This is a genomic window from Buttiauxella cochleicola (genome assembly GCF_021282435.1).
GTDB classification, from domain to species: Bacteria; Pseudomonadota; Gammaproteobacteria; order Enterobacterales; family Enterobacteriaceae; genus Buttiauxella; species Buttiauxella massiliensis.
Genome location: NZ_JAJSOT010000009.1, coordinates 121795 through 139638 on the forward strand (window position 1 = coordinate 121795; position 17844 = coordinate 139638).

Consider the following 17844-nt stretch of genomic DNA (forward strand, 5'->3'; position numbering starts at 1 on the left):
GTTTGCGGTTGCCTGTGCTCTCGACCAGGATTAGTGAGTTATTTCACTCACAGGTCAGGAGACCGCCATGAAAGCTGCAGTTGTTAACAAAGACCACTCTGTCGGCATCATAGATAAGCCCGTTCGCCCACTTGAGTACGGCGAGGCATTACTGACGATGGAGTGTTGCGGTGTTTGTCACACCGATTTGCATGTGAAAAATGGAGACTTTGGTGATGTGACTGGCATTACGCTGGGTCACGAAGGTATCGGGGTAGTGAAATCTATCGGCCCAGGTGTTACTTCGCTGAAAGTGGGGGACCGTGCTAGTGTCGCCTGGTTCTTCCGTGGATGCGGAAATTGCGAATATTGTAATACTGGTAACGAAACGCTGTGTCGTAGCGTAACAAACGCAGGGTATACAGCAGATGGTGGAATGGCCGAAGAGTGCATCGTTGTTGCTGACTATGCGGTAAAAGTACCCGACGGCCTCGAATCTGCCGCAGCCAGCAGCGTGACTTGTGCGGGTGTGACAACTTACAAAGCGGTGAAAGTTTCGCATATCCAACCAGGGCAGTGGATTGCGATTTACGGCTTAGGTGGTCTTGGTAACCTCGCACTGCAATACGCAAAGAATGTGTTTAATGCCAAAGTTATCGCTATCGACGTGAATGATGCACAACTCGATTTTGCCAAAGAATGCGGGGCTGATTTAGTCATCAATTCGCGCAATGAAGATGCGGCAAAAGTTATTCAGGAAAAAGTAGGTGGCGCACATGCGGCTGTGGTCACCGCTGTCGCAAAAGCGGCGTTCAACTCGGCGGTAGATGCGGTTCGTGCCGGTGCTCGCATTGTTGCTGTTGGGCTGCCTTCAGAGTCCATGAGTCTCAACATTCCGCGTCTGGTGCTTGATGGCATCGAAGTTGTTGGTTCATTAGTTGGAACTCGCATGGATCTGGCCGAAGCCTTCCAGTTTGCTGCCGAAGGCAAAGTTGTGCCGAAAGTGACGATGCGCCCACTTGAAGATATCAATGCGATCTTCAAGGAAATGGAAGAGGGTAAAATCAAAGGCCGCATGGTGATTGATTTTAAAACGAAGAAGTAAGCGTTGCCGGGAAAATTTAATATGGCCGGGTTTCCCGGCCATTTGATTTTATAGCGACTGAATCACGCGTTTAAGCAGCCGAATTCTCGGCTCGATGCTGTCTATCTCCAGATACTCTGACGCACTGTGGAAACCTGCGCCGATCGGGCCAAACCCATCAAGCGACGGGACACCTAATGCGGCTGTATGGTTAGCATCTGAACCACCACCCACAGACTTCCAGCGTACGTCGATGCCTTCGGCAACACCGGCCTGTTCAACAACTTGCATTAACTTTTCAGTATCTGCTGTTGGTGACATGGCTGGTTTATGCGCTTGCTGTTTAACAGCGGTTTTCACATCGCGCTCGAATTCCCGCTGGCTATAAGCCTGGATTGCAGCATGGACTCGCGCATATTCATCGTTGTCCTGGAAGCGGACATCGACAATCATCTCCGCGTGTTCCGGTACGATATTCGCCACGACACCGCCAGAAATCACACCGACATTGATAGTGGTGCCCTTGGATATATCTGCCAGGTCACTGATTTCCAGAACGGCGCGCGCCAGCGCTTTTATAGCAGAGCGACCAGACTCCGGATCATTGCCCGCATGTGACGCCACACCCTTAAATGTGAGTTTATAACCTGCAATGCCTTTGCGTGCTTTCACCAGCGAACCATCAGCCCTGGCGGCTTCACACACCAATACATAACGGCTACGTTTTGCCAGTTCACCAATCCAGTGGTGGGAGTGAGCGGAGCCGGTTTCTTCATCCGGGTTCATTGCCACGCCAATGGATAACCGCTCCAGAGTCGCCTTATCCATTTCGCGCAACGCCCAGAGAATATTCAGCAGCCCGCTTTTCATATCGGATACGCCAGGGCCATATGCACGGTTTCCTTCAATGCGGAAAGGGCGCTCAGCTACAGTTCCGACTGGGAACACGGTATCCATATGCCCGACGAGCAGCACGTCATACCGATCAGCATTGGGTTTGTTGGTTGCAAACAATCCTGGCCCAACTTTTTCACCGAGTGAGACTCGGTCGCATTGCCAGTTTTCGTCCTGATACCAGTGCTGAATAATTCTGCTGACTTCCTCTACGCCATCAATAGTTGCTGTTCCACAGTCGATGTTGACTACTTTTTTTAGTTCATGAAGATACTGTTTTAAATCCATGGGGGTACTCCAGAATCATAGTTAACGTGGCGCCAGGCATCCTGCACCTGTGAGCCCATCAGAAAAATGGCTGGAGCGATGCTAAAAGTGTCTGGTGAATGGGAACATGACGATGATCAAGCCGCGTGGCATAGAGGTAGATCAAGGGGAATTGTTGTGATGATAACCATGTTTTATATGCGTTATCAGGTGTTTTTTTAACATTGATTCTGGAACATATGCCGCCGCAGCCGCGTTACGCATGATCTCAGCCGTCACTTCTGCGATAATTACTCTTTATACCTATTATCTGAGAAGACTATGCAGTATCCGATTAACGAGATGTTCCAGACCCTGCAAGGGGAGGGCTATTTTACTGGTGTGCCCGCCATTTTTATTCGCCTACAAGGCTGCCCAGTGGGCTGCGCGTGGTGCGATACCAAACACACCTGGGATAAACTCGCGGATCGTGAAGTCTCTCTGTTCAGCATTCTGGCTAAAACCAAAGAAAGCGATAAATGGGGCAATGCCAGTGCCGAAGATCTGCTGGCAATTTTCCAGCGCCAGGACTACACAGCCCGCCATGTAGTGATTACTGGTGGCGAACCTTGTATTCACGATCTCACGCCACTGACCTCGCTCTTTGAGCACCACGGCTATAGCTGCCAGATTGAAACCAGCGGCACGCACGAAGTGCGTTGTACTGCCGGAACCTGGGTTACTGTTTCACCAAAAGTGAATATGCGCGGGGGATATGATGTGCTGTCTCAGGCGTTAGAGCGTGCGGACGAAATTAAGCACCCGGTTGGGCGTATGCGTGATATTGAAGCGCTGGACGAACTGCTGGCGACGTTGGTGGATGATAAAAAACGGATTATTGCGCTTCAGCCAATCAGCCAGAAAGAAGACGCGACACGCCTGTGCATTGAAACGTGCATTGCCCGCAACTGGCGACTTTCGATGCAGACACATAAATATTTAAATATCGCATAAAACTAAAAAGGCACCTTTACGGTGCCTTTCTTTTAACCTTTATACACGCAACCGGCGGTACAGGTTTCTTTTACCATCACTGAACTTAGCAGCGGCACAAGCGGTTTCATTTCATCCCAGATCCATTTCGCCAGCACTTCGCTGGTCGGGTTTTCAAGCCCCGGAATATCATTCAGATAGTAATGATCCAGTCGGTCATAAGTCGGTTTAAATGCCGCCTTCAGCTCAGAAAAATCCATAATCCAGCCGGTATAAGGATCAACCTCGCCAGTGATTTCCAGACGCACCATAAAGGAGTGGCCATGCAGGCGGCCGCACTTGTGGCCTTCAGGCACATGCGGCAGGTGGTGAGCGGCTTCGAAGGTAAAATCTTTAAACAGAGTGGTGGTCATTATTACTATCTCAATAGGACGAAAAACCGCCGCATAGTACCGGAATCCACTATTTTAAGCATTAACTAAAACTATCATCATTGGTTAAAGCTCTGTTTTAGTCATGTTTACTAATTTAAGTTGATATAAATCAAAGGATTAACTAACCACTTTTAACGTTATGGATTACCCGTAAAAGCGGTTAGTCATTTTGGTTATTTGATATTTCTATCCCTTCTTTAATTGTTATTATCCTGATGGTTACCCTTACACCATGAATGCTTTTTACCGTTGAATGATGAAAACGGACCTTTTGCTACTGGAACCCAATCAAGCATGACAACTCAGGCCCCACCGACCGCTTTGCTGCCGCTAACCCCGGAGCAATTGGCACGCCTTCAGGCGGCGACAACCGATTTCTCGCAGACGCAACTGGCTTGGTTATCCGGCTATTTCTGGGGGATGATAAATCAACAACCGGGCGCTGTTACCACGGCTCAGGCACCTGCGGCAGAAGTTCCAGTCATTACGCTGATTTCTGCATCGCAAACCGGTAACGCGCGTCGCGTGAGTGAGCAATTGCGCGATGATTTACTGGCAGCAAAACTGAACGTTAACCTGGTTAACGCGGGCGACTATAAATTCAAACAAATTGCCCAGGAAAAACTGCTGGTTGTCGTGACTTCAACGCAAGGTGAAGGGGAACCCCCTGAAGAAGCCGTAGCGTTGCACAAATTCCTGTTTTCGAAAAAAGCGCCAAAGTTGCCAGGAACCGCGTTTGCGGTATTCAGCCTCGGCGATACCTCTTACGAATTCTTCTGCCAGTCCGGTAAAGACTTTGATAACAAACTCGCGGAACTCGGTGGTGAGCGCCTGTTGGACCGCGTGGATTGTGATGTGGAGTTCCAGCCAGCAGCAGCCGAGTGGCGTGCAAAAATTGTCGATGTCCTGAAATCCCGTGTGCCGGCCGAAACGCCTGCACAAGCGGCAGTGACTGCCACGGGCGTGGTCAACGAAGTATTCTCAAGCCCATACACTAAAGAAGCGCCGCTGACCGCAACGCTTGCAGTTAACCAGAAAATCACTGGCCGTGATTCAGAAAAAGATGTGCGCCATTTCGAAATCGATTTGGGTGATTCAGGCCTGCGTTATCAGCCGGGTGATGCGCTCGGTGTCTGGTATCAAAACGATCCTGCACTGGTTAAAGAACTGGTTGAACTGCTGTGGCTGAAAGGCGATGAAAGCGTCACGGTCGACGGTAAAACGTTACCGCTCAGCGAAGCACTGGAGTGGCATTTCGAACTCACTATCAACACCGCCAACATTGTTGAGAAATACGCGCAGATTACCCGCAATGCAGCGCTGCTGGATTTGGCGGGTGATAAAGCTAAGCTGCAACACTTTGCTCATAACACGCCGATTGTCGACATGGTGCGTTATGCGCCAGCAGAATTAACGGCTGAGCAGTTGGTTGAACTGCTGCGTCCACTGACGCCGCGCCTGTATTCCATTGCATCGTCGCAGGCAGAAGCTGAAAACGAAGTGCACATCACCGTTGGCGTAGTGCGTTATGACATCGAAGGTCGTGCTCGCACCGGAGGAGCTTCTGGTTTCCTGGCCGATCGCCTTGAAGAAGATGGCGAAGTGCGTGTGTTCATTGAGCACAACGATAACTTCCGCCTGCCAGCTAACCCGGAAACCCCGGTGATTATGATTGGCCCAGGCACTGGTATTGCCCCGTTCCGTTCGTTCATGCAGCAGCGTGAAAACGACGGTGCGGGCGGTAAAAACTGGTTGTTCTTCGGCAACCCGCACTTTACTGATGATTTCCTGTATCAGGTTGAATGGCAGCGTTACGTCAAAGATGGCCTGTTGACCAACATTGATCTCGCCTGGTCACGCGACCAGGAACATAAAATATACGTACAAGATAAACTGCGCGAAAAAGGCGCGGAACTGTGGAGCTGGATTAATGAAGGCGCCCACATTTACGTCTGCGGCGATGCGAATCGCATGGCAAAAGACGTTGAGCAGGCGTTACTGGAAGTGGTAGCTGAGTTCGGTGGTATGGATACCGAAACGGCTGATGAATTTTTAAGTGAGCTGCGCGTTGAGCGCCGTTATCAGCGAGATGTCTACTAATGAGCGAAAAACACCCAGGACCATTAGTGGTCGAAGGCAAACTGTCTGATGCCGAGCGCCTGAAACGCGAAAGCAACTATTTGCGTGGCACCATTCAGGAAGATTTGCAGGACGGCCTGACCGGCGGCTTCAGAGGCGACAACTTCTTGTTGATCCGCTTCCACGGTATGTATCAGCAAGATGACCGTGATATTCGTGCTGAGCGTGCTGAGCAAAAGCTCGAGCCGCGTCACGCGATGATGCTGCGTTGCCGTCTGCCGGGGGGGATTATTACCACCGAGCAATGGCGTGCGATTGATAAGTTTGCCGAAGACAAAACCATCTACGGCAGCATTCGCCTGACCAACCGCCAGACTTTCCAGTTCCACGGTATTCTGAAAAAGAACGTGAAACCGGCACACGAAATGCTGCATGAAGTTGGGCTGGATGCGCTGGCGACCGCCAACGATGTGAACCGCAACGTGCTGTGTACGTCGAACCCGGTGGAGTCTGAACTGCACCAGGAAGCGTACGAGTGGGCGAAAAAGCTTTCCGAACATTTGCTGCCACGCACTCGCGCTTATGCGGAGATCTGGTGGGATCAAGAGAAAGTGGCGACGACCGACGAAGAGCCGATCCTCGGTTCCACCTATCTGCCGCGTAAGTTTAAAACCACGGTCGTGGTACCTCCGCAGAACGATGTCGATCTTCATGCCAACGACATGAACTTCATCGCGATTGCGAAAGACGGCAAGCTGGTGGGCTTTAACCTGCTGGTGGGTGGTGGTTTATCCATCGAACATGGTAACAAAGCAACGTATGCCCGCACCGCGAGCGAGTTTGGCTACATTCCGCTGGAACACACTCTGGCGGTAGCGGAAGCTGTTGTCACCACGCAACGCGACTGGGGCAACCGTACCGATCGTAAAAATGCCAAGACCAAATATACGCTGGAGCGCGTCGGTGTTGACGTGTTTAAAGCCGAAGTTGAACGCCGTGCCGGGATTACATTCGAGCCGACTCGCGCGTATGAATTTACCGGGCGTGGCGATCGTATTGGCTGGGTAAAAGGCATCGACGACAAATGGCATCTGACGCTGTTTATCGAAAATGGCCGCATTCTGGATTACCCGGGAAGGCCGCTGAAAACCGGTCTGATGGAGATCGCGAAGATCCATAAAGGCGATTTCCGCCTGACGGCAAACCAGAATCTGATCGTGGCGGGTGTGCCAGCAAGCGAAAAAGCAGCGATCGAGAAGATCGCCAAAGAAAGCGGCCTGATGAACGCGGTGAAACCACAGCGTGAAAACTCGATGGCCTGCGTTTCCTTCCCGACTTGCCCGCTGGCGATGGCCGAAGCTGAACGCTTCTTGCCGCAGTTTGTGACTAAAGTTGAAGAAGTGCTGGAGAAACACAACGTGCCGGATGAACACATCGTCACGCGTGTTACCGGCTGCCCGAACGGCTGTGGCCGTGCGCTGTTGGCTGAAATCGGTCTGGTGGGCAAAGCACCAGGGCGCTACAACCTGCACATCGGCGGTAACCGTATTGGTACGCGTATTCCGCGTATGTACCGTGAGAACATCACTGAGCCAGAAATTCTGGCATCGATTGATGAACTGGTTGGGCGTTGGTCGAAAGAGCGCGAAGCTGATGAAGGCTTTGGTGATTTCACCATCCGTGCCGGGATTGTTCGCCCGGTGCTGGACCCGGCCCGGGATCTGTGGGACTAGCGTTGCAGTTAATGTCGGATGGTGCTAACGCTAGTCCGACCTACGAAAGACCGTTGTAGGGTGGATAGGCCGAAGGGGCCGTCCACCATGATATCAAGCAACTAGCGAGGCACGTATGTCGGTACTCGATCTAAAAGCGTTGAATGAACTGCCGAAAGTCGAGCGCATAATGGCGCTGGGCGAGGTCAATAGCCAGCTCGAAAAGCTCACGGCGCAGCAGCGTGTCACCTGGTCGCTGGAAAACCTGCCGGGGGAGTTTGTGCTCTCCTCAAGTTTTGGTATTCAGGCTGCGGTGTCTTTGCATCTGGTAACTCAACAGTTCCCGGATATCCCTGTCATTCTTACCGATACCGGCTATCTGTTCCCGGAAACCTACCAGTTTATTGATGAGCTGACCGACAAGCTGAAGCTCAATCTGAAAGTTTTCAGCGCGAAGGAAAGTGCGGCGTGGCAGGAAGCGCGTTACGGCAAGCTGTGGGAGCAGGGTGTTGAAGGCATTGAGAAATATAATGACATCAACAAAGTTGAGCCAATGAACCGTGCGCTACGCGAGCTGGACGGCCAAACCTGGTTTGCTGGCCTGCGCCGCGAGCAATCTGGCAGCCGTGCCAATTTGCTGGTGCTGGCGATTCAACGCGAAGTCTTTAAAATTCTACCAATTATCGACTGGGACAACCGCCAGGTTTACCAATACCTCACAGCCAATGGCCTGAAGTACCATCCTCTGTGGGATCAGGGCTACCTTTCCGTGGGCGACACTCATACCACGCGTAAGTGGGAAGAGGGTATGGCAGAAGAAGAGACACGTTTCTTTGGTTTGAAGCGCGAGTGCGGTTTGCACGAATAACACACCGAAAGCACTATAATTCCGAAGCCTGTCGCGCAATGCCGACGGGCTTTTTTTATGATTAGAACTCGTCTTCATTTCTATTAGTCATACTAATAGATTCGTAATATTTGACAATCCCCCTCGAAACTGCAAATTCGTCATTGTTATCATTTTAAATATAACACAATAAAATCAATGTGTTAGTGATGTTTATTTCAGGTGTTTTCATAAATACCGTTAATATTTGCCATTCGGCAACAAATAATCACTAATTTGGTAACTTTAAAATTACGACATTGTTCACACAATAGTCAGTTTATAAATACTATAGTACGACAAATAGAATAATTTACTCCCCTGTCTTTTCTCAACCCTACGAGAGTTGCTATGAAGATCGAACGTATAAAAGTGCTGGTGAGCCGGCCTGGACGAAATTTTGTTACGGTAAAAATTGAAACGGACGAAGGAATTTATGGTGTGGGTGACGCCACACTGAATGGCAGGGAAATGGCCGTTGCAGCTTATCTGGAAGAGCACATTGCTCCGTGTCTTATCGGCAAAGATCCGCGCAATATCGAAGATATCTGGCAGTACCTTTATCGCGGTGCGTACTGGCGTAAAGGTCCGGTGACGATGACGGCGATCGGTGCAATCGACATGGCGTTGTGGGACATTCTGGGCAAACATGCGGGGCTACCGGTCTGGCAACTGCTGGGTGGAAAAAGCCGTCAGGGCGTGACGGTGTATGTTCATGCCAACGGTGAAAGCATCGACGAAGTGCTGGATAACACGGCGAATTTTATTGAACAAGGCTACAAAGCCATTCGTCTGCAATGTGCGATTCCATCCACCAAAGGCACTTATGGCACGCTGGAAGGGAAGAAAAATTACTATGAGTTGCAGGGTAATCGCCCGTTGCCGCCGGAACAAGCGTGGTCTACGCGCAAATACATGAATTTCATACCTGAGTTGTTCAAAGCGGCTCGCGAACGTTTCGGTTACGGCATCGATTTATTGCATGATGTTCATAGTCGCCTGACGCCAATAGAAGCAGCACGATTAGGAAAACTGCTGGAGCCGTATGATTTACTGTTTTTAGAAGACACCGTCACGGCAGAAAACCCGGCTGGTTATCAAATTATTCGCCAGCACACCACGACACCGCTGGCCGTGGGTGAAATATTTAATACCATCTGGGATGCAAAAGAGTTAATCGAAACGCAATCGATAGATTATATCCGTACCGCAGTTTCACATGGTGGTGGAATAACGCCGATGCGTAAGCTCAGTGCATTTTCCGACCTTTATCATGTGCGTATGGCTCCGCATGGAGCACCGGATTTATCCCCCATATCCACAATGGCCCATTTGCATCTTAATAGTTGGGCACCTAATTTTGGTATCCAGGAATTTGTTGGTTTTGGCACCCCTGAATTAAATAGCATCTTTAAATACGAACTACCTCTCAAGGATGGAATGCTATTAGTTTCTGATAAACCAGGTTTGGGAATAGATATAGATGAAGCCGCCATGGGAAATTACCCCTATGTCAGATCTTATCTTCCTGTTAGCCGCCTCGAAGACGGAACGCTCTGGAACTGGTAATCCTCTGACCTAAGGGTACGATTATGATCTATGATACCGCTGTAATCTGTGGTTATTTCATCTTAATGGTGTTGATCAGTTTTATATTTAAAAAAATGGCCAGTAAATCCTCCAGTGATTATTTCCGTGGCGGTGGCCGTATGTTGTGGTGGATGGTGGGGGCGACGGCGTTTATGACGCAGTTTAGCGCCTGGACATTTACCGGAGCCGCCGGGAAAGCGTTTAGCGATGGCTTTATGGTGGCAGCAATATTCCTCGGGAATACCATCGCATACGGAATTTCCTGGCTATGGTTTGCAAAACGTTTCCGCCAGGTACGCGTAGACACGGCCACTGAAGTGATTCGTCATCGCTTTGGTTCGCAGAATGAACACTTCTTCACATGGGTGATTATCCCACTGAGTATTCTGAGCGGCGCAGTAATGATGAATGCGTTGGCGATATTTGTTAGCACCGTTTTTGACTGGGATCTTTCGGTCACGATTTGGGTAACCGGTATTGTGGTGTTAATGATCTCGTTATTAAGCGGAGCCTGGGGCGTGGTTGCTTCAGACTTTGTTCAAACCTTAATTGTTGCGGTTATTTCTATTGCCTGCGCCATTGTTGCATTAGTCAACGTTGGCGGTCCAGTAAATATGGTCACTCACTTCCCATCCGGCTTTATTATGGGGCCGAATATGAATTACGGAGTGGTGATATTAGGTTCAGTTATCTTCTTTATTGTAAAACAGCTGCAAAATATAAATAACATGCAGGACTCTTACCGTTTCCTGAATGCGAAAGACTCGAAGAATGCCCAAAAGGCCGCTTTCTTTGCCATGATATTAATGGCGGTAGGGACGTTGATTTGGTTTATTCCACCGTGGGTTTCTGCCAGCCTTTACCCGGATGCCACTGCGCAATATGCCGCTCTCGGAAATAAAGCCTCGGACACTATTTATTTGAGCTTTGTTGAACGGGCAATGCCTGCGGGAACCGTTGGTTTGCTAGTCGCCGGTTTATTTGCCGCAACCATGTCGACAATGGACCCGGCTTTGAACCGCAATAGCGGCATTTTCGTGCGCAGTTTCTGGGTGCCGGTGGTTTGCCGTAATAAAAAGATCAGTGACCGTGCGGAGCTATTTGCCGGGAAAATGTTCTGCATTGTGAACGGCTTGCTGGTGATTATTGTTTCGCTGTTCTTCAGTCATCTTGAAGGCATGAGTTTGTTTGACCTGATGATGTCGGTTTCAACACTTGCTCAGGCTCCACTCCTGGTGCCGCTGTTCTTCGGCATGTTTATCAAGCGCACTCCGCGCTGGGCGGCGTGGGGAACCGTGGTATTCGGCATCTTTGTGTCATGGATGTGTATGGATGTGTTGACCTCGAAAGCACTCGGCCAGTTGCTGGGAATTGAGTTTACAAAACGTGAACTGAGCGAAATCAACGTCATCATCAACATCATTGCTCACCTGGTGCTGACGGGCGGTTTCTTTATCTGCACCAAACTGTTCTACCGCGAAACCTCTTACTCAGCTAAAGAGAAGGAGCAGATTGAAACCTTCTTCAAAAATATTGAAACCGAGGTGGTTGAGGATTCAGAACAGCAAGGGTTTGACCTGCAGCAACGCGAAAAAATCGGCTTTATTACCATGCTGATGAGCGGCGGCCTGGTGTTGATGGTGCTTATTCCCAACCCGTTATGGGGGCGATTATTGTTCCTGGCGTGTGCCGCATCGGTATTCCTGGTGGGGTATTTACTGCGCCTGAGTTGCCGGGTTGGGCAGGATTCCCCGCAGCAGGCGAAAGATACGCTCTGACTCGCAAAAGCGCCTTTTACCGGGCGCTTTTCTTTTGCATAGCCCGGATAGGTTGGTAGTATTTGTAATACTAAATGACAAATAGAGGTGATCCGATGTTTCCTGATTTACGGAATAAACGTGTATTAGTGACTGGCGCTTCGGCAGGCGTAGGTTTGGCAGCGGCAGAGGCACTTTTACGCTGTGGCGCAAAAGTGGGTATTAATGGCCGCCGCTCCGCGCAGGAGATGGAACCGCAGCTTGCGAGGCTTCGCAGTTTAGGTGGCGAAGTTTGCTATTTCCCGGCTGATTTATCCCAGTCAGGTGCCTGTCAGCAATTGGTCAGCGCTTTTGTCGAACAATTTGGTGGCCTCGATGTGCTTATCAATAACGCCGGGGGTTTAGGTGGGCGTGCAGGTCTTGAGAGCATCGACGATGACTTCTATGATCTCGTCATGGACTTGAACGCACGCTCGGCATTAATGATGACCAAATATGCGATTCCTCATCTGCGTGAGTCGGCAAAAACCAGCGGTGAAACCGCCTCGGTAATCAGCACCGGTTCGATTGCAGGGCGCGAAGGTGGCGGCATTGGCGCAGGTATTTACGCAGCGTCAAAAGCCTGGTTGCACGACATTCATCGCAATTGGGTGAAAGAATTCACCAAAGATAATATTCGCTTCAACATTGTTTCGCCGGGCACCATTGATACCGCGTTCCATGAAGATAAACCGCAGGAGCTGCGTGACAAGATTGCCGGGTCGATTGCAATGGGGCGTTTTGGGCGCAGTGAAGAGGTGGCTCCGAGCTTCCTGTTCTTTGCATCTCATAAAATGAGCGGCTACATTACCGGCCAGATTTTAGATGTAAATGGCGGCCAGATGGCGCCTTAAAGGTATCCGTCGTACTTCGAGTTGCAGCAGTGCTGACTGCAACTCGAATTTTTTTGGCTACATGGTTTAGTGATACACTAATTTCCTTCCCTTTTTCAGGTATGACAAAAGCATGCAATTCACAACCATTGCTACTACGCAACGCGGTCTGGATGGACTTATTGCCAGCGACATCGCCCGCAAGATTCTTTCCGGGCAACTTTTGCCGGGGGATATTCTACCCAGCGAAGTGGAGCTTTGTGAACAGCTCGGTGTGAGCCGCACGGCATTGCGTGAGGCGCTCAAACTTGTGTCATCTAAAGGGATGCTTGAATCTCGCCCGAAAGTGGGAACCCGTGTTCGCCCGCGCAATAACTGGAATATCCTTGATGTTCAGTTGCTCGAATGGATGAATGGCATGGAAGGGACGCTGGAAATGTATCACCAGTTTCTCGAGTTCCGCCGTGTTATTGAGCCACATGCGACACGTCTTGCCGCGCTGAATGCGACCAGCGAGCAGCGAATTGAGCTTTCCCGTGTGCATGAAGAAATGTGTGCCGTGGCGAAAGATTTCGACCCGGATCGGTGGGTGGATGTGGATACGCGCTTCCACCGTGCTATTTTCCTGGCTTCGGGAAATTGCTTCTATGCCCCGTTTGGCAATGTGCTGACCACCGTGTTTAAGTGGTTTATCAGCCATTCGTCGAAAGAAGGCGGCATGTGCCTGGAAGATCATCACCGCATTTATCGCGCGATTATGATTGGCGACGGTGAAGCCGCCTATGATGCATCTTTAGCGTTGATGACGGCAAGCAAACACCGTCTATAAAGGCTGCACCGCAAACTGCCCAAATCCTGGGCGGTTATCGACGCAAATTTCCAGCGCTTCACCTTCCGCAAAATAAACCGCAACTTTAGTCTGGGCGGCAATATCGTGCTCCAGCACTTCGACACGTTTTACCTGCCCGCGCGCATTGCGTGAAGTTTCGCTGGCTTCATCAAAATAGCCGTGGCTTTCAATAGTGGTGGCAAATACCACGTTGTCGCCATGAGTACGCCATAACCACGCAGGTTCAACACGTAAATTGAACTGCGGATCGCCAGCACCGGTCTGAGCAATAATCAGCTCGCCGCCCTGGGGCAACGCGCCCGTTGCGGTGTAAAAAGTATCGCCATCAAGCCAGGTCAGTTGCCCATTTTCACCTGCAGGAACCGGGCTGCGGGCGCAATCCCATAAATGCTGATAGCCATTCCGATCGCCTAATGGCTGCCATGACCTTGAATAATTCAGTGATAGCGAGGTGTTGATCAGTTGTCCACGCCCGTGCAGGCAATAATCATATTGGTGTTTATCGCTGCTGCTTAGACTGAAAAGATCGAGCACCAAGGGCTTTTCGCACTGCGGCACATTGAGTAATAACACGGTGCGCTGCTGGTTGACGCCGGGCCAGTCATCGTGGCTGCAAGCGCTCATCCCCTGGCCGTGTGGGTTATCGGTGATAAAGAAGTGCGTTTCACCATGGTGCAACGCGGCCCGGTTTTTGTCGAAATTATGCTGACAGCCTTCATCTACCACCACCGTGTTGTGGGCGACGGTTTGTTTGCAGTAGCTGTTGTTTTCAGGAATGTAGCGCCCGCCAAATTTCGGTTCGATATTGACCCAGCGACCGAAACCGTAATCACGTAAAAACTCGCGACCATGATTAAACAGGCTCAGGTGCAAGCCGTCGAAATGACCGTGGTTTAACGCCGAATGCATTCCGGCAATATTACCGTGACCGCCCCAGTACAGCAGCGCCATATTGTCATCTTGCTGATTATCTCGCACCCGCAATACGCCGATAGCCCCACGCTCTCCGTCCTGGCCATCACGAACTAACTGGCTTGGCCAGGGTAAAGATTGAGCTGACGAATTTTCCAGATACTCGCAAAGCGATAAAGCCCCGCGCCCCGGCCAAACGTATGATTGCCAGCGAGCCAACTCAGCCAGACGGGCATCTGCTCCGTAATGCTGCCAACACAGGCTGACGGCGATAACGGCACCTTCATCGCGTAAGTCCATCGTTTTTGACGCGTCATTTAAAGCCGGAAGCGTACCGTCGGGGAAGGCCAGCGCAAACAAGGTGTAACAAGCGTGTTGAATAATGCGATGGTTATATTCCCAGATATTCAGTTCAGGCTGGCGGTGGGAAATAGCCTCGGCTAATAAGAGGAGAGGACGCAGAGCAAATCGCTGATAATAAAGTCCTTCAATGTAATAACCACCGCATGAAAACAGTTGATCGAGCTGGGCGAAGAAGCCACCGCTGACACTGTCTCGGGCCAGGCCATAAAGCGAGTCCAACACCATTTCGTCATCGCCCAGTACGTACCCGCAAATCGCAACTGCCGCGACTGACCACATTCCATGGTTATGCACAATATCGAAGGTTGCAGCGTGAGTATGCGTGGCGTCGTACGCCATCAGACGCAGCAAATTGCTTTCAATATGTAGGATTTGTTCAGCGGTCGATTCAGTCTTTACACAGTGCCAGGCTTCAGCGGCATAGAGCAAAAACATATGTTCGTTAAGCGTCTGGTGGAATAAACGCCCTGGCGGATTGGTGTCGTGGCTGATGGCATCACCCAACTGCGGGTAGCGATCGGCATAGATGCAGAGAATCTGAATCACCCGTTCTTTGTAACGTGCATCCTGAGTAATGAGCCACAAACGCCCCGCAAGATTCATCATCTGGTAATTCAGTTTGTGCTGTGTGTGTTCCGGCCCGCCGCCTTCCCCATGCCCGGGGACCCACAGCGGTGCATTTAGCCATTGTTCAACTTGCTGTTGCTGAAGGCGCAGGGTTTCGCCCAGCATAGTATTGCGCGTCAAATGGATACGTAGCGCTGCGGCATCGTCGTTATCAATAAATAGCGGGGACCAGGTGGACATAGCCTTCTCTCTGACACTTATTAGTATGACTATTTAAGTTTCGGATACCGGGTTGTGTCCAGAATGAAAGGCGAAATGAGTCGGGCAGGTCACAAAATTGTGTTTTTATTAGTCATACTAAAAGGCCGGTTTTGTCGAACCGACCCGTTTAAATTTGCAGGGTTATTGCTTCGCTTTTGCCAGCTCTTTCACCAGTGGCAGTATCACACGCACCACATCATGGCTGCGTTTCTCGATGCGCGTTGGTAGCCACTTATCCAGATACTGTTGGTTATCGATTAAGCCATTATGCCAACTGGTTCCATCCGGGAAGGCTTTGCTTTTCGCTCGTTGCTGATAACCATCTTTCTTGCCCAATGACCAGTTAGTTGCTTCAACAGAAAGCACTGGAATGCCGGCTTCATCAAACACGTCGGCATCGTTACAACAACCGGTTCCTTTCGGATATTTGGCATTTAGTCCTGGATTAGTCGCGGCTTTAACATTCAACTGGCGCGCCAGTTTTAACGCACGATCGCGCGTCAGTTTACTGACCGCTGTTGGTGTTGATTTGCCGCTATTGAAATAGAGTTTGTCGCCGACAATCAGGTTATCGAGATTAATCACCAGCAAGGTATTTTTCTTCTCGCTGGGACTCATACGTTTAAGAACATCTTCCGCACCAAGTTTGCCAATTTCTTCACCACTGGTGGCGATAAAGCGGATGCCATAGCGCGTTGGAATATCTTTCAGGCGCGTTGCAAGCTCAAGCATAACGCCCAGCCCTGAAGCATTGTCATCAACACCTTGCAGCGTTAAACCACCAAGATTGTTATTTACATCATTATCACTGAGCGGTGAATAGGTATCGAGGTGCGCCATGATGATGATTTGCTGCGGCTCTTTTCCTTCACGTGCGGCAATTACTGAACTTGCACTGACGTTATGCCAGCTCTGATGGCCATCTTTGGTGGTGTACAAATAACGCGTGTTAAAGCGGCGAATATCGCTTTGGTAACCAAGCTGGCTAAATTGCTGCTTGATGTAGTCTGCGGCCAGCATTTCCGAGGGGCTGCCGGTCATGCGTCCTGGGAATACCGTGGCAATGTGGCGTGTTTGTTGACTGGCAATTTTGCCCATTGGCGTTGTGCTGGCAACTGCGGGCAAGGTACAGCAAATGCTTAACGCCAGGCTGGTTAGCGAGTGGCGCATTGCGGAAAACATAGTGAAGGTCCTTCAACCAGGAAAATTTTTTGCCCGCATAGTATGAAACTGTGACGGGCGTTACACAATTTCAATTGCTCTGAAAGCCACGTTAAATCGCTGGTTCAGCACATTTTGTGATTTGCATTTCCATGGCGTTATTCCTTTGTGGAACTACTCATTCCAATTCGTAATTTCATAACAAATAAACCACAGACGTATAGTCCCCTAATGAATTTTTAAACGGAGGTTCTATAGCCCTCCGCACCAAACCTCGGCTAAGGGAAGTTTATGGACCAGAAACGACTTACACACTTGCGGCAGTTGGAGGCGGAAAGCATCCATATCATCCGTGAGGTTGCCGCCGAATTTGCCAATCCGGTGATGATGTATTCCATCGGTAAAGACTCCTCGGTGATGTTGCATTTGGCCCGTAAAGCCTTCTACCCTGGCACGCTTCCTTTCCCGCTGCTGCATGTTGATACCGGCTGGAAATTCCGCGAAATGTACGACTTCCGAGACCGTACCGCGAAGAACTACGGCTTTGAGCTGCTGGTGCATAAAAACCCGGAAGGCGTGGCGATGGGGATCAACCCGTTCGTGCACGGTAGCGCTAAACATACCGACATCATGAAAACCGAAGGGCTGAAGCAGGCGCTGAGCAAATACGGTTTTGATGCCGCCTTTGGTGGCGCGCGTCGTGATGAAGAAAAATCCCGTGCGAAAGAACGTATCTATTCGTTCCGTGACCGTTTCCACCGCTGGGATCCAAAAAACCAGCGCCCTGAACTGTGGCACAACTACAACGGCCAGATTAATAAAGGTGAGAGCATTCGCGTGTTCCCACTTTCAAACTGGACCGAACTGGATATCTGGCAGTACATCTTCCTGGAAAATATTGAAATCGTTCCGTTGTATCTGGCAGCACCGCGTCCGGTGCTAGAGCGCGATGGCATGTTGCTGATGGTTGACGATGACCGCATCGATTTACAACCTGGTGAAGTGATTGAGCAGAAAATGGTGCGCTTCCGTACCCTGGGATGCTGGCCGCTGACCGGCGCCGTTGAATCCGAAGCGCAGACATTGCCGGAAATCATCGAAGAGATGCTGGTTTCGACCACCAGTGAACGTCAAGGGCGGGCAATTGACCGCGACCAGGCAGGCTCGATGGAGCTTAAAAAACGCCAGGGTTATTTCTAAGGAG

14 protein-coding genes are annotated in these 17844 nt (G+C 50.4%); 10 read left to right on the plus strand and 4 right to left on the minus strand.

Annotated elements, in window-relative coordinates; translation table 11 throughout:
- Positions 1 to 67: 67 nt before the first annotated feature.
- A complete protein-coding gene (gene adhP / locus LVQ77_RS18820) occupies positions 68 to 1084 on the plus strand; it encodes an alcohol dehydrogenase AdhP (protein ID WP_034457491.1) in 1017 nt (338 codons plus the stop codon).
- A gap of 48 nt (positions 1085 to 1132) precedes the next feature.
- On the opposite strand, the gene LVQ77_RS18825 is transcribed toward adhP, so the two are convergent.
- Positions 1133 to 2245 carry a M20 family metallopeptidase gene (locus LVQ77_RS18825; RefSeq protein WP_232865732.1) on the minus strand — a complete coding sequence of 371 codons (1113 nt, stop codon included), beginning with the start codon at positions 2243 to 2245 and terminating at the stop codon, positions 1133 to 1135.
- A 300-nt stretch (positions 2246 to 2545) separates the two neighbouring features.
- Here LVQ77_RS18825 and queE point away from each other — a divergent pair, with 300 nt between their 5' ends.
- Positions 2546 to 3217, plus strand: coding sequence for a 7-carboxy-7-deazaguanine synthase QueE (queE, locus tag LVQ77_RS18830; RefSeq protein ID WP_154152755.1), 672 nt, complete (start codon positions 2546 to 2548; stop codon positions 3215 to 3217).
- Between the two features lie 32 nt (positions 3218 to 3249).
- Here queE and queD read toward each other — a convergent pair whose 3' ends face one another.
- Entirely contained in the window at positions 3250 to 3612 is a 363-nt protein-coding gene (queD, locus tag LVQ77_RS18835; RefSeq protein WP_198528572.1) for a 6-carboxytetrahydropterin synthase QueD, read from the minus strand.
- 312 nt (positions 3613 to 3924) lie between these two features.
- Here queD and cysJ point away from each other — a divergent pair, with 312 nt between their 5' ends.
- From cysJ to LVQ77_RS18870, 7 genes are all read left to right on the plus strand, one after another.
- Positions 3925 to 5730, plus strand: a complete 1806-nt coding sequence (gene cysJ / locus LVQ77_RS18840) for an NADPH-dependent assimilatory sulfite reductase flavoprotein subunit (RefSeq protein WP_232905217.1) — start codon at positions 3925 to 3927, stop codon at positions 5728 to 5730.
- Positions 5730 to 7442 carry an assimilatory sulfite reductase (NADPH) hemoprotein subunit gene (gene cysI, locus LVQ77_RS18845; RefSeq protein ID WP_232905218.1) on the plus strand — a complete coding sequence of 571 codons (1713 nt, stop codon included), beginning with the start codon at positions 5730 to 5732 and terminating at the stop codon, positions 7440 to 7442. The genes cysJ and cysI overlap by 1 nt, the downstream gene beginning before the upstream one ends.
- A 115-nt stretch (positions 7443 to 7557) precedes the next feature.
- Positions 7558 to 8289, plus strand: a complete 732-nt coding sequence (gene cysH / locus LVQ77_RS18850) for a phosphoadenosine phosphosulfate reductase (RefSeq protein ID WP_232905219.1) — start codon at positions 7558 to 7560, stop codon at positions 8287 to 8289.
- A 369-nt stretch (positions 8290 to 8658) separates the two neighbouring features.
- On the plus strand, positions 8659 to 9876 hold the full coding sequence (gene manD / locus LVQ77_RS18855) for a D-mannonate dehydratase ManD (protein ID WP_232905220.1): 1218 nt from the start codon (positions 8659 to 8661) through the stop codon (positions 9874 to 9876).
- Positions 9877 to 9899: 23 nt separating this feature from the next.
- Positions 9900 to 11675 (plus strand): sodium:solute symporter family transporter, encoded by a 1776-nt coding sequence (locus LVQ77_RS18860; protein WP_232865728.1) that lies wholly within the window; start codon positions 9900 to 9902, stop codon positions 11673 to 11675.
- Positions 11676 to 11770: 95 nt separating this feature from the next.
- A complete protein-coding gene (locus tag LVQ77_RS18865; RefSeq protein WP_232905221.1) occupies positions 11771 to 12547 on the plus strand; it encodes an SDR family NAD(P)-dependent oxidoreductase in 777 nt (258 codons plus the stop codon).
- Positions 12548 to 12659: 112 nt separating this feature from the next.
- Complete coding sequence (locus LVQ77_RS18870; RefSeq protein ID WP_232905222.1) at positions 12660 to 13355, plus strand: FadR/GntR family transcriptional regulator; 696 nt, start codon at positions 12660 to 12662, stop codon at positions 13353 to 13355.
- Here the strand turns inward: LVQ77_RS18870 and LVQ77_RS18875 are convergent.
- Positions 13350 to 15458 carry a heparinase II/III domain-containing protein gene (locus tag LVQ77_RS18875; protein ID WP_232905223.1) on the minus strand — a complete coding sequence of 703 codons (2109 nt, stop codon included), beginning with the start codon at positions 15456 to 15458 and terminating at the stop codon, positions 13350 to 13352. The two genes, LVQ77_RS18870 and LVQ77_RS18875, sit on opposite strands and share 6 nt — an antisense overlap.
- 162 nt (positions 15459 to 15620) lie before the next feature.
- Positions 15621 to 16661, minus strand: coding sequence for an aminopeptidase (locus tag LVQ77_RS18880; protein ID WP_232905224.1), 1041 nt, complete (start codon positions 16659 to 16661; stop codon positions 15621 to 15623).
- Between the two features lie 270 nt (positions 16662 to 16931).
- Between LVQ77_RS18880 and cysD the strand changes: the two genes are divergently transcribed.
- Entirely contained in the window at positions 16932 to 17840 is a 909-nt protein-coding gene (gene cysD, locus LVQ77_RS18885) for a sulfate adenylyltransferase subunit CysD (RefSeq protein ID WP_034497961.1), read from the plus strand.
- Positions 17841 to 17844: the final 4 nt, after the last annotated feature.

Bases quoted from the DNA above. Each gene is read 5' to 3' on its own strand.
- adhP (WP_034457491.1), top strand. From the start codon at position 68: ATGAAAGCTGCAGTTGTTAACAAAGACCACTCTGTCGGCATCATAGAT.
- LVQ77_RS18825 (WP_232865732.1), bottom strand. From the start codon at position 2,245: ATGGATTTAAAACAGTATCTTCATGAACTAAAAAAAGTAGTCAACATC.
- queE (WP_154152755.1), top strand. From the start codon at position 2,546: ATGCAGTATCCGATTAACGAGATGTTCCAGACCCTGCAAGGGGAGGGC.
- cysJ (WP_232905217.1), top strand. From the start codon at position 3,925: ATGACAACTCAGGCCCCACCGACCGCTTTGCTGCCGCTAACCCCGGAG.
- cysI (WP_232905218.1), top strand. From the start codon at position 5,730: ATGAGCGAAAAACACCCAGGACCATTAGTGGTCGAAGGCAAACTGTCT.
- cysH (WP_232905219.1), top strand. From the start codon at position 7,558: ATGTCGGTACTCGATCTAAAAGCGTTGAATGAACTGCCGAAAGTCGAG.
- manD (WP_232905220.1), top strand. From the start codon at position 8,659: ATGAAGATCGAACGTATAAAAGTGCTGGTGAGCCGGCCTGGACGAAAT.
- LVQ77_RS18860 (WP_232865728.1), top strand. From the start codon at position 9,900: ATGATCTATGATACCGCTGTAATCTGTGGTTATTTCATCTTAATGGTG.
- LVQ77_RS18865 (WP_232905221.1), top strand. From the start codon at position 11,771: ATGTTTCCTGATTTACGGAATAAACGTGTATTAGTGACTGGCGCTTCG.
- LVQ77_RS18870 (WP_232905222.1), top strand. From the start codon at position 12,660: ATGCAATTCACAACCATTGCTACTACGCAACGCGGTCTGGATGGACTT.
- LVQ77_RS18875 (WP_232905223.1), bottom strand. From the start codon at position 15,458: ATGTCCACCTGGTCCCCGCTATTTATTGATAACGACGATGCCGCAGCG.
- LVQ77_RS18880 (WP_232905224.1), bottom strand. From the start codon at position 16,661: ATGTTTTCCGCAATGCGCCACTCGCTAACCAGCCTGGCGTTAAGCATT.
- cysD (WP_034497961.1), top strand. From the start codon at position 16,932: ATGGACCAGAAACGACTTACACACTTGCGGCAGTTGGAGGCGGAAAGC.